The organism is Marinobacter alkalisoli, from assembly GCF_045449795.1.
GTDB lineage: Bacteria > Pseudomonadota > Gammaproteobacteria > Pseudomonadales > Oleiphilaceae > Marinobacter.
Genome location: NZ_JBJJLB010000006.1, coordinates 315,188 through 330,425 on the forward strand (window position 1 = coordinate 315,188; position 15,238 = coordinate 330,425).

Here is a 15,238-nt window from a genome sequence, read left to right on the forward strand (position 1 = left end):
ATTGTTGGTCACAGGAATAATCAGGGCAAAGCGAGAGAAATCAAGCGGCGCAGCTCCGTATAACCTCCCCCAATGTGGCCGGGTGGAAGGTCGGGAACAGGCACCGGGTAGCGGCAGCTCCTATCGCTACCGGAGAGGAAACGATACCCGATCAAGAACAAAGACAGTAGGCTAAAGCCTGTTGATCCCTTTACCCTGCTGGAGCAACCAACGTCTCCAGTCCAAATCCAGCATACTGACCCCGCCAATGTAATTATCATCCACCAGGTAATACGCAAGGGTACGATCACCCCGGTTAAAGTTGTGCATCAGCCGCACCACAAAGTTACGGCGGGTCGGTTTGGAAAGCAGGAAACCAACGAACTGGCCGGCCTGGGCCCGCAGGCTGCTGGCTCCCGACATATCGGAATGTCGCCACTTATTACTGGGTAGTTTCAAAAACTGTTCGATGCCCGCCAAACGGCCCTGTTCACGGGCCTGAGCGACAACCCGCCGGTTGTCCTCGTGACGCTCAAAATACAAACCCGCTTGATCATGCTCCAGCACCTCCATCTGCTCGGCAAGCCCTTCATTCAACCAGGCAGGCGCATAGGGAACAATGGTATCGACCACCGCGTGACTCACCTCGTGCTTGATTGTTTTGAAGGTACGGCTCCTGTTTTCCTGTACATAAACGACGATCTGATGTTCTGACGATATGTACACGCCGTACGACGCAACCGCCATGCCTTTTTCCTTGCGAACAAGGTAGTTCTGGTATTCCGTTCTATCCTTCAAAATCAATATATTGACGGGCACCGTCCGGTACATGTCAAAGGACATCACACGATCAAAAAACTCATAGACATTGTTCACGCCGTCAACAATCTGCTGGTTTTCCTCGTCGCTCAGCTCCACATCGACTGCTTTAATCCGGATATCAAAACGCGACCATTTCGACGCGCCAGGCTTTACGTTGACCACTTCCTGCTCAACGCTGCGGTCTTCCCGATCACTGAAATGAACCTTCCCGTCTTCATCAACCCATTTATAAATCTTTGCATAACCCATGTTTGCAGCGATCATAAAGAGCGAAAACACAAGGACCGGATGTACGGCTTTTCGTAACTTTTTAAACATTGCGTTTCACCCGGAGCCGCCCGGCTCGGACTTCTCCTCATCAAGCCAGGTACCGCAATATTTACAGTAGTTGGCGTCGGTTTCATGTCGATGTTTACCGCACCCCGGACAGGCTTCATCAGAGTAACGTTCCGCACGCAGGGTGCGAATAACTTCCGCGGAAAAAACGCCGACGGGAAGCGCGATAATCGAGTAGCCCGTCAACATGATCATCATGGAAATAAATTGCCCCCAGGGCGTAACCGGCGTTATATCGCCATAGCCCACCGTCGTCAGTGTCACGATCCCCCAGTAAATGGATATAGGAATACTGGTAAAGCCTGCTTCGGCCGGCTCAATGAGATAGAGAAGCGAAGAGAAGATGGTCACGAGCATCAGCACTGTGAACAGAAAAAGCAGGATCTGGGCCCGACTGCGAAGCAGTGCGTCCAGCAGCAGCCGGCCCTCGCCCACTACCGTCATCATTTCCAGCACCCGGAACAGGCGCAAGGTACGCAGCAAGCGCAATACGACGAGAGTCTGCGTACCCGGGAACAAAAGTGCCAGCCAGGTCGGCATAACCGCCAGAACGTCAATAACCCCGTAAAAGCTTTTCAGATAGAGCTTCGGTTTCTCCAGGCAATAAATACGCAGGCCGAGTTCAAGCGTGAACAGCAGCGTTACACCCCATTCCAGCACATAAAAGAGCTCACCGAAGCGGGCATGATATTCCGGAACACTGTCCAGAAGAATAATCCCGACGCTGAGAAATATCAGCAAAGCCAAACAAACATCAAAGCCTTTGGCCAAGCGGGTGTCTGATTCGAAAATGATTTGAAACAGGCGCGTTTTGATTCCCTGGCCGTCCGGTTTTTCTGTCGCCATCTAAGCTGCCTCTTTACCTGTCATTCAACATCCCGGGATTCCGATGGACTTACAGATACCGGCCGCCGGCACCGACCGCCACCACGATCAGCCCAAAAATCAGGTTGATGCCCACCAGCTTACGGATCTGCCCCACCTGGCGCCCACCTTCCTGGGGATCCTGGTTGGCAACGGCCTGCTTCAGCCGCCGAAAAGGGGCGAAATAAACGTGAAAATAAATCAGGATCATCACAATCCCCAGCCCCTGCATGACGTGGATATGCCAGCCGGCACCCGCCATGCCACCGAACACGCTGAAGATCATCCAGTAACCGGTCACCAGCAACAGGATCACGGCCACCCATACCCACCGGAAAAACCGGGACAGGGTGTGACACCAGAGCACGCCCCGTTGCGACGCATCAATCACCTCAACCACCGCCGGCCGCATGGCCATGTAGGCGAAAAACATACCGCCAACCCAGATCACGGCAGAAAGAACATGCAGTGCAACAGCCAGACTCATAAAGCGATTCCCGAATGAAAAATGTGTGTGAAGAGCATAAGCCTCATCTCTCCTCAGAGCCAGTGTGACACCACGGCGGCGATATCGTCGGAAACGCCGGCGCCAAGCCCATGCTGTCACAGGCCTCATGGAACATGGCCTCGCCAGTTGGCTGAGATTCGTACTCACTGTCAGGAAACCACACTGACCTCTCACCCGTGAGGTGCAACCAGTTTCCACTCCTGAAGGTCGGCCAGATAGGCCTGGAGCCCCAGTATCCAGGAGCTCCAGGCCAGGGGAAAGCCACTGACCTCAGGAACCAGTGCCCGAGGGTTCAGCCGCCAGCGCCAGCCTCTGGCGATCAAAGTAGTCCCGGGTCAGCCGGAACACCACCGGGCTGAGCGCGACAATGGCGATGAGGTTGGGGAGAGCCATCAACGCATTGAGTGTGTCGGCCACCAACCAGACGAAATCCAGGTTGAGAACGGCCCCCAGGGGGACAGCGAGCACCCACAGCACCCGGAACGGCTTGATGGCCCTGGTGCCAAACAGGTATTCCACGCATTTTTCGCCATAGAATGACCAGCCCAGAATGGTGCTGAAGGCAAACAGCGCCAGTGAAATCGCGACCAGGTAATTGCCCACCCCGGGCAAAGCCAGGCCAAAGGCTGTCGAGGTCAATGCAGCCCCAGACTCTCCGGAATCCCAGGCGCCAGAGGTAATGATCACCAGGCCGGTGATGGAACAGACGATCAGGGTATCGATCAAGGTGCCCAGCATGGCGATCAAGCCCTGGCGAACTGGGTCGTTGGTCTTGGCAGCAGCATGCGCAATGGGAGCGGAGCCCAACCCGGCCTCATTGGAGAAGACACCACGGGCCACCCCGAAACGAATGGCGGCCCAAACGGCCGCTCCCGCAAAGCCCCCTTGCGCGGCATGGCCGGAGAAGGCACTGTCGAGAATAAGGGCCAGAGCCGGGCCAATCTGGTCAGCATTGATCGCCAGCACCACCAGCCCGGCCAGCATGTAGGCAACCGCCATAAAGGGCACCAGCTTTCCGGCTACCGCTCCGATACGCCGTATTCCTCCCATCAACACAGCCCCCACCAGCACCATCGCCACAAGTCCGGTTACTATCACCGGTACACCAAAATTGGCGTCAATTACCTGGGCGATGGAGTTGGACTGAACGGTATTGCCAATGCCGAACCCCGCCACCGCGCCAAAGATGGCGAAGGCGGTGCCCAACCAGGCCCATTTCCGACCCAGGCCATTCTTCAGGTAGTACATCGGGCCCCCAACGTGGTTGCCCTCGTCATCCACCTCACGGAATCGGACCGCCAGCACCGCCTCGGAGTATTTAGTGGCCATGCCCACCAGGGCAGTCACCCACATCCAGAACAGGGCGCCGGGGCCGCCCAGGAACACCGCAGTGGCCACACCCGCAATATTGCCGGTGCCAACCGTTGCTGCCATCGCCGTCATCAGCGCCTGGAAAGGCGATACTTCGCCAGCCTGTTCGTCACCATGGCGGACCGGTTCGCGACTGAACAGCAGCTTAAAGCCAGCGCCAATCCGGAGGATGGGCATCAGCTTCAGGCCAAGACTCATAAACAGGCCCACGCCCAATATAAGAATGAGCATGGGCCAACCCCAGACGATTCCGTTGATGGTTCCCAATACAGAACTCAGTAAATCCATGGGATCAATACCTCTTGTTGTTGTCGTGTAATGCAGGGAGCGTTATCGACCTTGCCGATAACGAACTCGGGTAGAACCGTTCTGCGGGCAGCATCCGCCCGCAGAAGTGGCACGGTCAGTTCATCAGCGCCAACCCCTGTTCGGGGGTGATGGATTCGATGCCCTGGGCGACGCCCACGGACGGACAGGTCAGCACTCCGTTGAACACATTCAGGCCCTGCAGCAGCCCCGAGCTGTCCTCCAGCGCCTGACGCGGGCCTTTGTTTGCGATCTGCAGAACATAGGGCAAGGTGGCGTTGTTCAGGGCATAACTGGAGGTCCGGGCAACCGCGCCGGGCATGTTTGCCACGCAGTAGTGAACCACACCGTCAACCATGTAAGTGGGCTCGGCATGGGTGGTCGGCGTCGACGTCTCGAAACAGCCGCCCTGATCGATCGCCACATCAACCACCGCCGCCCCCGGCTTCATCCGGGAAATCAAGTCACGGTTGACCAGTTTGGGTGCCGCAGCCCCGGGGATCAGCACGCCACCGATCACCAGGTCCGCCTGTAACAGCACTTCCTCGACCGCCTTTGACGACGAGAACAGGGTCTGGACCCGGTTGCCGAACACCGCATCGAAACGGCGCAGGACGGCAATGGACTTGTCCAGCACGATGACGCGGGCTCCCAGACCCACCGCCATCTGGGTGGCATTGAAGCCCACCACGCCACCACCAATCACCACCACGGTGGTGGCGTCTACGCCGGGCACCCCGCCCAGCAGCTGGCCCCGCCCCCCTTGGGATTTCTCCAGGCAGTGGGCACCGGCCTGAATACTCATACGACCTGCCACTTCCGACATGGGCGCCAACAGCGGCAGCGCTCCGTTGCTGTCGGTAACGGTCTCATAGGCGATACAGGTCGCGCCGCTGGCCAGCAGCTCGTTGGTTTGGGGCACATCCGGGGCCAGGTGAAGGTAGGTAAACAGGGTGTGATGAGGCCGTAGCAGGGCTCGCTCGACGGCCTGCGGTTCCTTGACCTTGACGATCATCTCCGCCTGTTCGAAAACCGATTCCGCAGTGGCGGCGAGTTTGGCGCCTGCAGCCTGGAACTGATCATCAGTAAGCTCGATACCCGCTCCGGCACCAGCCTGCACAACCACCTGATGGCCATGTGCAACCAGCTCGTGGACCGCCTCTGGGGTCAGTCCAACCCGGAATTCATTGTTCTTAATCTCTTTGGGTACACCCACAATCATAGGGTTTTGCTCCTGTCAGGTAATGAGTTAACGCGACACAACGGTCACGGTGACGCATCAAAGTCTAAATAGGCCGGACAGAAGAAAATGCTGAATTTTGCTATTTATTAGCTGTTTTAATCTTTAATTTTCTCACATACAGTATTCTCAACTGCTTTCAACAATTTCACTGGTAAAAGGAGCAAAACGCGTGCGAAAACTCGATCGAATAGACCTGTCCATCCTGGACGAACTGCAGAACAATGCCCGGATCACCAACCACGATTTGTCGAGCCGGGTGAACCTGAGCCCAACCCCCTGCCTCGAAAGGGTCCGCAAGCTGGAACGGGATGGATATATCCGGAACTTCCGGGCCATTCTCAACGCCCGCAAGCTGGGCATCGGACTCACGGTTTTTGTCGAGATCAGCCTGACCCGTACCGGTCCGGATGTGTTCGCCCAATTCAAGGAAGCGGCCATCGACGTTCCGGAGGTACAGGAGTGCCATCTGGTGTCCGGCAACTTTGACTACCTGATCAAGGCCCGGGTGGCGGATGTCGCCCACTATCGCTCGCTGCTGGGCGAAACCATTCTGGCGTTACCGGGGGTGAACGACTCCCGCAGCTACATCGTGATGGAAACCGTGAAGGAAGGGCAGTTACTGAGTATGAAGAGCGTTACCGAACATGGCATCGGCTAGGGGCGGATTGCAGGTTCTGGGCCCGACTGCGAAGCAGTACGTCCATCGGCAGACTGCCCTCGCCCGCTACCGTCATCATTTCCGGCACTCGAAACAGGGGCGAAATACCCAGCAAGCACAGTTGACATGTCCTGAGGTTCACTGAAGGATAGGGAGGTATGACCAGAGCCAACGACGGATCCAAAAACCGGAATAATGGCGTGTCAGACGAGCTCCTGAAGGCACTTGACGAGGCCATCAGCCGCCTTGCCGAAACCAATGCCACTGAGGGCGTCTCGCCGGTATTCGAGGTGATCGATGCGGCAAAACCCCTGATGTTCAGCCCGGAAGGTCTGGAAGCGCTTTACGAACGCGTGCCGGATATTGAGTCGGCCGGATTCTTTAGGGGCAGCGACTGGGACTATCCCCAGACACTGGTACCCTCCCTGGCCGCACGCACGGTCCGCCACGGGGAGCCGGCGGCAACACTGGTTGAAAGCCTGAGCCAGATTCGCCTTCTGGCGGTGGTCAAAAGCGATTACACCCACGCTTCTATCTCGGCGGAACACGCCCATCACTTTCTCGCCCAGGTACTGGCGATGAACCTCGACCTGGTGGTGGGCGATCTTAATGAGAGCGACCGGCTGAGGCCCGATCAGCTCGGCCACGCCGTTCAGACCCTGTACCACTACCTGCTGCAGCATCTGGGCTACGAAAACCTCCTGGAACATCTGGTGGCCGAAGTCTGGCGGATTCTGGCGCAACGCCCTGTCCAGGTCGCGGGCGTTAAACACATGGTGACCCAGATAGCGGTCTGCCTGGAAAAACCGGACGCGCTGGATGGCGAAGTCAGCGACGACGCGGTGCAACTGATCAACGCCGTATTCAGCCCCACCGAGGGATGCCGGGAAGATCCCGGCTTTGATGTCTACGCTGAACGACTGGCGGAAATGGACGACGCCACCCTGCTACAGGAGGCCATCGCCTTCGCCCAGGCCATGCACTCAACCGGCCTGGTGTCAGCCTACATGCCGGTATTCATACGCTACCTGCGAAACCGCTGGAACGAACTGATTCCCACGGCCCTGGGGCTGAGCAACACAGGTGCCGACGCGTTTCACTGCTACCCCGCGCTGATTCATCGCCTGATTGACGAAGCCCTGTATCCAGAGACCAGCCAGTGTGCCTATGGCCTGGCCATGATGCTCGAGCGCGGCATTCTCTACGCACCTCCCGTGGCGCCGTCTCTGTGGCGCCAGATACGCCTGCCGCTCTGCGACGCGGCGGCCGAGAAGATTGAGGCGGTCTTCGGGAACAGCCGTTCCCCCGAATGTTTTTTACTCGCCGACGAGCTCAATGTGCTTGGGCGCCCACTCGGCATCGGACAGGGGAATTATCCCACCTGCCAGTCTACGCGCGCCCTCTCCATGTGGGCCTACAACATGCCGGCAGAGCTGCTTCGGATCCTTGCCTGGGCAGCGCGCGACGATGAAATCGTGATGCGCTTTGAAGGTAACAGCATATCCTCGCGGGAACTCGGCGCCGGGCTGGCGACCGAGCCGCCGGTGGATGTGGATGCGGTATCCCTGCTGACCGTGCCGCACCTGGATCGCATCTATTTTGAAATGGGTCGACGCAGTGTCGGGCGCGGAGAAGATCCACACAAATGGGTCAACGCAGAATTCCATGGCGACCAGGTCGGCCACGGATTTCGCATTGCCGTCGACGTTTTCACGGGTAGCCTTAAAGACTTCGACGGGTTTATTCGCGATTTTTATGCCGCCTATCACCCTTTCTACAACGGCGACATCCCGGTCATCAATCCACAACCGGCCGGTATTGCGGTGACCGACAGCGCCACGCGCTTTCTTGGCTGGCACGCCATCACCATCCAGCGGCTTGCGCTGGATGCGGACAAGACCATGCGCGTCTACTTTTTTAACCCCAACAACGACAGCGGGCAGAACTGGGGCCAGGGCATCGTCACCTCAACCCACGGCCACAACGAGCGTTATGGTGAAGCCTCGTTACCGGTGGCCGAGTTCGTCTCCCGCCTGTATGTCTTTCACTACGACCCGCTCGAAAAGGGCGAGCCGGGCGATGTCCCAGCCGATGAAGTGAACCGGGCCATGCAGTTGGCGAAAGAAAGTTGGGCCTCGGGGCGCTAGAAAGGGGCTAGTTCGAGTCATGACCATCGACCGTGAACGTCTTGCAGCCCTTGCCGCGAAACCCCATTTCCATCGGGGCAGGTATCGCAATCTGGAGCGCGTAGAGCAGCATGGTCTGGGGGATTTCCTGCGCTGGCAACTGGCCCCCGGCCGCCGTTTCCCACCGGGTAAGCGCTACACGCTGCTGCGTCCGGATGCCCACTTGCTGATGAATCCGCCGACAGCACCGCAGCTGACCTGGCTGGGGCATGCGTCCTTCCTGTTCCAGTATCGGGGCCTGAACGTACTGACCGACCCGGTGTTGTCGGACCGCGCCAGTCCCTTCCGGTTAATCGGGCCGAAGCGGTTCACGCCACCCGCCCTGACGGTGGCGGACATGCCGCCGATTCACCTGGTACTGATTTCCCACAATCACTACGACCATCTCGACGAAGCAACGGTGCGCCAGCTGCACCGACGTTTCGGGGATAACCTGTGCTTCTGCATTCCCATGGGGCTGCGACGCTGGTTCGAGAAGCGCGGCATCCACAACTTGATGGAGCTCGACTGGTGGCAATCAACGCCCCTGGCCGACAAAAACGAAGTGTTCTGCCTGCCAACCCAGCATTTCAGCGGACGAACCGCCACCGACACCAACACCTCGCTGTGGTGTAGCTGGCTTCTGGAAATGGATGGCTTTCGGTTCTATTTCGGCGGTGATACCGGTTATGGTCAGGTCTTCCGGGACATTGGCGAACTGTTTGCGCCCATTGATCTGGCGCTACTCCCCATAGGCGCCTACGACCCGCGCTGGTTCATGGCCCCGGTACACGTCGCACCCGAAGAGGCGGTCAGAATTCACCAGGATATTGGCGCCCGCCAGTCTGTTGCCATGCACTGGGGCACGTTCGTGCTCACCGATGAACCCATGGACGAGCCACCGAGGCGACTACGGCTGGCGTTGGAGAGGCAAGGCATAAGTGAAGCGGCCTTCCGGGTGATGCAACACGGGGAAGTGTGGTCGCCGATTTGCATGCTTCAGCCTCGCCAATAAGCCTTGCTGCTCTCATCCATCGGAAAGAAATGCTCAATCCGCAAATTCTGAGCGGTGACATCCAAAGGCGTGCCGATGGTTGCGATGGTGGAAAAGATTCTGAGCTGTTGGTCCCCCAGATTCAGGGAGAAAGGAATCGCCGGGTAGTCCAGGTGTTCCACCACGTGGCTTTTCCAGTTTTGCGGCACGCCGGGCACAGTCAGGGCCTGTTCCAGCAATCGATTGGGCTGATCCCGAAAGGGACCGGCAAGATGCTCATGGTAGACACGTTGCAGCATGTGGCAGGCGATATTCTCCCAATCGCCCACGAAGGGTTTCATGCCGTGGTCATCCAGCAGCGACAGCAGAAAGTTTGGCCGGGCCGGAAACTGAGCACCGAGCTCCACCATTCTTACCATCATCTCCTGCATGGCCTGGTTGGCCATCACCAGATAATACTCGTGGTCGAACACCACCGCCGGGTACGGCAGGTGCCCCTGCAACAGGTGTTCAAGCGCCTCCTTGATCATGGCCATGCCGGGCGCGCTCAAGTTCTGATCGGAATAGACCTGGCTGTAACCCGCCGCCGACAACAGCCGGTTGGTCCCGGCCAGGTCCGCTTGCAGCATCTGCGCTAAATGCAGAACCATGCCTTTGCTGGGCTTGCTTCGGCCTGTTTCCAGAAAGCTGATGTGCTTTGCCGACACCTCGCATTCAAGGGCGAAATCCATTTGGCTCAACCGTTTACCCTGCCGCATTTCTCTGAATAGCGTACCGAAGGCGCTCATCGTATTTCCTGTGAATGTCCGAGTGTTCAGCGATTATCGTCCTCGAGGGTAGTCTGCACCATTACCTCACAGGTAATTGAGTCTATCACCGCCCGGGTAGAAGCTTTGTAGCGTAGTCAAACACATTGCGAAACCCGATTGAGGTGATCCCATGAAAAACCTAGTCCGTCGATTCAGTGTGAAGCAAATCCTCCTGAGCGATGTCTTCCTCTCCACACCCCTGGCATTGGCTCTCATTCTGGCCGCAGGGCCGATCGCCCAGTGGGCAGGCGGCCCCGGCGCGACCTTTTACCTGGTGGTCGGCATTGTGATGCTGCTGTGGTGTGTGGACATGGCCGCCATGGCCATCAATGAGCGGTGGCAGGAGAAATACCTGAACCTGATGATTGCTGGCGATGTAACCTGGAGCCTGCTGTCCCTTGCCCTGATGGTGTGGTTTGCGGAAAGTTTGCAGCCCCTGGGCTGGGTGCTGTTCGCCCTGAACGTGCTGGTTCCGCTGGACATGGCATGGATGAAACGGGTTGCTGGCAGTAAGCCGCACCAGCCTGCGCTCGGATAAGGATTCAGCCTCCGAGCTGATCGCGTGTGGCTGTGCGTGTCCCGCTGGCCACCGCGACCAAAAATTTCTCCACATTTCGCCTACTGACCGCACTCCCTAATCAAATGCGCCTAGATACCAGCCTGAGAAGAAAAACAGAAACGCCAGAATCCAATATATAGTGGCAGGCACGATCACCCAGAGCTTCAACGAGAGTGGTAAAGGTTCGTTCTCATCACCCATTCTGGATTCGATACGGGGTCCTACTCGTGGAAGGTTCCGGAATAGAAAGAAAGCGTATACATGAATCACCCTCATCCAGCGGCCGAGCGGGCCATTACCCCAGATTCTACGGATTCCATCCAGCTGCTTGCCTGGAGTAGCTATTCGTCGCTCAACTTCCGCAGTTTTTCGGAAAAATAGTGTGATCATTAGAAACATCAGAACGATGCCAACGCCCAGAGAAGAGGCGCCTGTAATCGCCGCTAATGCAGTTAATTGTTCCTCACTCATGAACTTCCTTGCTCAATATTTCGCCCGCGCACTCCCCGACCACTCCCAAATAATGTCAAAAATGCTGGCAAAAATTCTTCACAAAATCAGACCCGCTATTAAGAGCACGGCAAAACATCCGCATCAACCGCTTATTGACGGCGCTCACTAGTCGAATGCCCCTAGGTACCAGCTTGAGAAGAAAAACAGAAACATAAGAACTGCATACACAGTGAAAGGCACAATCACCCAAAGCTTCAATGAGAGCGGCAAAGGTTCGGTCTCCTCACCCATTCTGGATTCGATACGGGATCCTATTCGTGGAAGATGCCGGAAGACCACGAAAGCGTACACGTGCATGATCCTCATCCAGCGACCGATCGGGCCATTCCCCCAGATACTACGAATTTCATCCAGTTGCTTACCCGGAGTTGCAATTCGTCGCTCAACTTCCGCAGTTTTTCGGAAGAATAGCGTAACCATTAGTAATAGCAGAATGACACCAACGCCCAAAGAGGCCACTATCGTAATCTCAGCCAACACCGTCAATTTTTCATCACTCATGAATAGCCTTTCTCAGGATTTCACCTGCGACCTCACCACCCGCTCCGCCAGCATAGCCCACTGTTGCAGCACCAAGACCACCGACAATAACCGCACAGGCTACACCTCCGATGCCTGCAGAAGTGACTCCAAAGGCCAAACAACCATACGAAGCACCCGCTCCAATAGCGCCACCACCCACCAAGCCAACCAGCTTACCACCTTCCCGATATGAAACGACTTGGCACGCCTTATCGTCGCCTGCCGTGCAGGCTTCATTGATCTTCATAGCGGACAAAGCCGCATCCAGAGTGATCCCCAGGTAACCTACGTTTCGGACATATCTCGCACCCGTCGCCAGCCGCTCGTAGTGCGTAGCGTACCCCGGTATGCCACCGACCCCAGCCGTCTTCCAATGATGCACAGTTCTCTTCGACGACATCCCCAGCGCTCGCTTCAGCTTCACATCATCATCCAGTGACATGCCCTTGCGCGCCAAACTCCCCAGAGAAAAGTCCAGCTTCTTGAATAGCGCCCGCCGCTTCTCGAAAAACTCGGGATGGTTGAGATGACCATGCTTACGGTAACTGTCCTGATGAAGCCGCTCGATGTCTTTTAACGTCGTCTCAATACTTTTGATCTGCTTCGAGACCATTACTGCGCCGGCCCCCAGACCAGCGGTGCCCGTTGAAGTGATGGCTTCCAACAGATCGTAATAATTGACGATAAACTGCGCCTCGTCCTGCTCCAGCGACCTTACCTGGGCGTTTACCTGCGCAGCCACTTCCATCAAGTCGGCTTCTTCTTGAGTGCACTCCATACCTTCCGGGTCACCCAGAACAATCATCTCACCAGGCAACACCAGCCCGCCAAGGCCCGGATTCAACCGGTCAAAGTGATCCGGCTTTGCCGAAGCGTCTCCATACAGCTCAGCCAACAATTCCGTCTTGCTCATTGGGCTCTGGACTACGTGGTAGCCCGGTTCTACGGTGGCCTTCGGCTCACTGGTGGTTGAGGTTTGCCCAGACATGTCGGATGCGGCCGCCCCACCTGCCGTTGCGCTACTCGCACCGTTCTGTGGCCCGTTGGCGCCTGGCGATTCCGAGGCGGCGCTACCAGAACGACGGGCATTAGGAGATTGGGCCTGCGAAGCGGGCTTTGATGGCGCCGGCGAGATACCAGAAAACGGTACGGGTGAGTGAGTATCGTAAGCGTCCGGTGATCCCATCTTGAGCACGGCGCTGCCAACGTCAGGATAGTGTCCACTTATTTTCTAGTGGACACTTAACATGAACGAATTAAGCGTAACCAAGCCCTACCAACGCCGTCGCCGGTTTTCCCGCGAATTCAAAGCCGAGATTGTCGCCAAATGCCTGGAACCCGGGGCCTCCGTTTCCCGGATTTCACTGGATAACGGTCTCAACGCCAACATGGTCCGGCGCTGGATGAGTGAAGCGCAGCGAGCGGATAAAACACCAGCAACACCGGGATTTGTTCCGGTTAATCTGCCTGCTGCAACCTCTGCACCGGGCAACCAATCGGTCTCGGATAAGCGTAGCACCATCCGCATCGAGATTCCCCGCGCCGGTGGTGCGGTGGTGGTGGAGTGGCCTGCGGAGCAGGCCCACCAGTGTGCCGCCCTGTTGCGGGATCTGCTGGGATGATCCGCATTGACGAGATCTGGCTGGCCACTGAGCCGCTGGACATGCGAGCCGGGCCAGACAAAGCGCTGGCTCGGGTTATTCAGGTCTTCGGTTCTGCCAGGCCGCATTGCGCCTACCTGTTTGCCAACAAACGGGGCAACCGGATGAAGGTCTTGATCCACGATGGCCTGGGCATCTGGCTCTGTGCTCGCCGGCTGAATCGGGGCAAGTTCCACTGGGGCGAAGCCTGGCGCGGTGACCAACTGCGCCTGACTGAGGAACAGTTATCCGCTCTGGTTCAGGGCCTGCCCTGGCAACGCCTTGGCGCTGAAGGCGTGATCTCCATTCTGTAACCATAAGCTGAGTGATATCGCCATAGCCAGAACCGCGAATCGCTTGCGGCACATGGACTTGGCATACTGACGGGCATGACTCAGCGCCCCGATCTCGACCAACTCTCTGCCGATCAGCTCCGTGCTCTTGCCACGGAACTGTTCGATCGTGTCGAGAACAAGGAGCGGGCCCTGGTGCACCGTGATGCGGTCATCGAGAAGCTGACTCACGAAGTGGCCATCCTCAAGCGCCATAAGTATGCCCGGCGCAGCGAGCAACTGGACGCCGTCCAGGGACGACTGCTGGATGAACTGATCGACAGCGACCTGGCGGCTATCGAAGTCGAGCTGGAACAGGCGATGACCGAGGAGCAGAAAGCTGCCCGGCCAAAGCAAAAGCCCAAGCGCACCCCGCTGCCGCCGGAACTGCCCCGCACCCTGATCCACCACGAGCCCGAAAACACTCAGTGCCGCTGCGGCTGCCAGCTCAAGCGCATCGGCGAAGACGTCAGCGAAAAGCTGGACTACGTTCCGGGCGAGTTCACGGTGGAACGCCACATCCGGGGCAAGTGGGTCTGTGACAGTTGCGAGACCCTGGTCCAGGCACCGGTGCCACCGCAGGTGATCGACAAGGGCATTCCCACCGCTGGTCTGCTGGCTCAGGTCCTGGTGGCCAAGTACGCCGATCATCTACCGCTGTACCGTCAGGAACGCATCTTCGGTCGCGCCGGCCTCGAAATTCCGCGCTCCACCCTGGCCGAATGGGTCGGTGCCTGCGGTGTGCAGTTACAGCCCCTGGTGGATGCGCTGAGAAACACCCTGCTGGACCACAGCGTTCTGCATGCCGATGAAACCCCGGTCAGCATGCTGGCCCCGGGCAAGAAGAAAACCCACAAGGCCTACGTCTGGGCTTACTGCACCACACCGTTCTCGGACCTGAAAGCCACCGTTTATGACTTCGCGCCCAGCCGTGCAGGCGAACACGCCCGCACCTTCCTGGGTGACTGGCAGGGCAAGCTGGTCTGTGATGATTACGCTGGTTACAAGGCCGGGTTCGGCAACGGCATCATCGAGATCGGTTGCATGGCCCACGCCCGGCGCAAGTTCTACGATCTGCACGAAGCCAACAAGAGCGAGCTAGCCGCTAAGGCGCTGGAGTACATCGGAAGGCTCTACGAAATCGAGCGGGACACCAAAGACCTGCCACCGGACAAGCGGCAGGAAATCCGGGAAACAAAAGCCAAGCCGATTGCTGATGCGCTGCATCAGTGGATGCTGGCGCATCGCCAGAAAGTGCCGGATGGTTCCGGCACGGCCAAAGCGTTGGATTACAGCCTCAAACGCTGGGCAGCGCTGACGCGCTACCTGGACGATGGTGCTGTGCCCATCGACAACAACTGGGTGGAAAACCAGATCCGGCCCTGGGCGCTGGGCCGCTCCAACTGGTTGTTCGCGGGATCACTGCGCAGTGGTCAGCGTGCGGCTGCCATCATGACTCTGATCCAGTCGGCGAAGCTGAACGGACATGATCCGTATGCCTATCTGAAGGATGTGCTGACCCGTCTCCCGATGCAGAAGAACAACGCCATCGATGAGCTATTGCCTCACAACTGGAAGCCGGCTATTACTGACAAGGTGTGATGGCCGGACGCTTAC

16 protein-coding genes are annotated in these 15,238 nt (G+C 57.7%); 7 read left to right on the top strand and 9 right to left on the bottom strand.

The genetic code is table 11. The annotated features are described in order from the left end of the window. Positions 1 to 171 precede the first annotated feature (171 nt). The 5 genes from ACJO3M_RS03235 to ald all read right to left on the bottom strand — a co-directional run bounded on the left by ACJO3M_RS03235 (position 172) and on the right by ald (position 5,408). Positions 172 to 1,119: a DUF4124 domain-containing protein gene (locus tag ACJO3M_RS03235; RefSeq protein WP_406999664.1), complete on the bottom strand. Its 948-nt coding sequence runs from the start codon at positions 1,117 to 1,119 to the stop codon at positions 172 to 174. 6 nt (positions 1,120 to 1,125) lie between these two features. Next, the gene (locus ACJO3M_RS03240) at positions 1,126 to 1,983 is read right to left on the bottom strand and encodes an ion transporter (RefSeq protein WP_406999666.1); all 858 of its coding nucleotides are present in this window, start codon (positions 1,981 to 1,983) and stop codon (positions 1,126 to 1,128) included. Positions 1,984 to 2,032: 49 nt separating this feature from the next. Next, positions 2,033 to 2,488 carry a CopD family protein gene (locus tag ACJO3M_RS03245; RefSeq protein WP_406999668.1) on the bottom strand — a complete coding sequence of 152 codons (456 nt, stop codon included), beginning with the start codon at positions 2,486 to 2,488 and terminating at the stop codon, positions 2,033 to 2,035. A gap of 291 nt (positions 2,489 to 2,779) precedes the next feature. Then, on the bottom strand, positions 2,780 to 4,168 hold the full coding sequence (locus tag ACJO3M_RS03250; RefSeq protein ID WP_406999670.1) for an alanine/glycine:cation symporter family protein: 1,389 nt from the start codon (positions 4,166 to 4,168) through the stop codon (positions 2,780 to 2,782). A 115-nt stretch (positions 4,169 to 4,283) separates the two neighbouring features. Then, entirely contained in the window at positions 4,284 to 5,408 is a 1,125-nt protein-coding gene (gene ald / locus ACJO3M_RS03255; RefSeq protein WP_406999672.1) for an alanine dehydrogenase, read from the bottom strand. A 190-nt stretch (positions 5,409 to 5,598) separates the two neighbouring features. Between ald and ACJO3M_RS03260 the strand changes: the two genes are divergently transcribed. From ACJO3M_RS03260 to ACJO3M_RS03270, 3 genes are all read left to right on the top strand, one after another. Continuing rightward, complete coding sequence (locus ACJO3M_RS03260) at positions 5,599 to 6,087, top strand: Lrp/AsnC ligand binding domain-containing protein (protein WP_428922320.1); 489 nt, start codon at positions 5,599 to 5,601, stop codon at positions 6,085 to 6,087. Between the two features lie 158 nt (positions 6,088 to 6,245). Beyond that, positions 6,246 to 8,234, top strand: a complete 1,989-nt coding sequence (locus ACJO3M_RS03265) for a hypothetical protein (RefSeq protein WP_406999674.1) — start codon at positions 6,246 to 6,248, stop codon at positions 8,232 to 8,234. A gap of 19 nt (positions 8,235 to 8,253) precedes the next feature. Next, positions 8,254 to 9,267, top strand: coding sequence for an MBL fold metallo-hydrolase (locus ACJO3M_RS03270; RefSeq protein WP_406999676.1), 1,014 nt, complete (start codon positions 8,254 to 8,256; stop codon positions 9,265 to 9,267). On the opposite strand, the gene ACJO3M_RS03275 is transcribed toward ACJO3M_RS03270, so the two are convergent. Further along, positions 9,252 to 10,034, bottom strand: a complete 783-nt coding sequence (locus ACJO3M_RS03275; RefSeq protein ID WP_406999678.1) for a helix-turn-helix domain-containing protein — start codon at positions 10,032 to 10,034, stop codon at positions 9,252 to 9,254. The genes ACJO3M_RS03270 and ACJO3M_RS03275 overlap by 16 nt on opposite strands. Positions 10,035 to 10,185: 151 nt before the next feature. Here ACJO3M_RS03275 and ACJO3M_RS03280 point away from each other — a divergent pair, with 151 nt between their 5' ends. Then, positions 10,186 to 10,593: a hypothetical protein gene (locus ACJO3M_RS03280; protein WP_406999680.1), complete on the top strand. Its 408-nt coding sequence runs from the start codon at positions 10,186 to 10,188 to the stop codon at positions 10,591 to 10,593. 96 nt (positions 10,594 to 10,689) lie between these two features. Here ACJO3M_RS03280 and ACJO3M_RS03285 read toward each other — a convergent pair whose 3' ends face one another. The 3 genes from ACJO3M_RS03285 to ACJO3M_RS03295 form a co-directional block, all read right to left on the bottom strand. Continuing rightward, on the bottom strand, positions 10,690 to 11,085 hold the full coding sequence (locus tag ACJO3M_RS03285) for a hypothetical protein (protein ID WP_406999682.1): 396 nt from the start codon (positions 11,083 to 11,085) through the stop codon (positions 10,690 to 10,692). 147 nt (positions 11,086 to 11,232) lie between these two features. Beyond that, the gene (locus ACJO3M_RS03290) at positions 11,233 to 11,628 is read right to left on the bottom strand and encodes a hypothetical protein (protein ID WP_406999684.1); all 396 of its coding nucleotides are present in this window, start codon (positions 11,626 to 11,628) and stop codon (positions 11,233 to 11,235) included. Then, positions 11,621 to 12,562 (bottom strand): hypothetical protein, encoded by a 942-nt coding sequence (locus ACJO3M_RS03295; RefSeq protein ID WP_406999686.1) that lies wholly within the window; start codon positions 12,560 to 12,562, stop codon positions 11,621 to 11,623. Before ACJO3M_RS03295 ends, ACJO3M_RS03290 begins: the two co-directional genes overlap by 8 nt. 334 nt (positions 12,563 to 12,896) lie before the next feature. Here ACJO3M_RS03295 and tnpA point away from each other — a divergent pair, with 334 nt between their 5' ends. The 3 genes from tnpA (at position 12,897) to tnpC (ending at position 15,223) form a co-directional block, all read left to right on the top strand. Continuing rightward, positions 12,897 to 13,271 (top strand): IS66-like element accessory protein TnpA, encoded by a 375-nt coding sequence (tnpA, locus tag ACJO3M_RS03300; RefSeq protein ID WP_406999688.1) that lies wholly within the window; start codon positions 12,897 to 12,899, stop codon positions 13,269 to 13,271. Further along, positions 13,268 to 13,603 (top strand): IS66 family insertion sequence element accessory protein TnpB, encoded by a 336-nt coding sequence (tnpB, locus tag ACJO3M_RS03305; RefSeq protein WP_406999690.1) that lies wholly within the window; start codon positions 13,268 to 13,270, stop codon positions 13,601 to 13,603. Before tnpA ends, tnpB begins: the two co-directional genes overlap by 4 nt. Positions 13,604 to 13,678: 75 nt before the next feature. Further along, on the top strand, positions 13,679 to 15,223 hold the full coding sequence (tnpC, locus tag ACJO3M_RS03310) for an IS66 family transposase (RefSeq protein ID WP_406999692.1): 1,545 nt from the start codon (positions 13,679 to 13,681) through the stop codon (positions 15,221 to 15,223). The last annotated feature ends 15 nt before the right edge of the window (positions 15,224 to 15,238 follow it).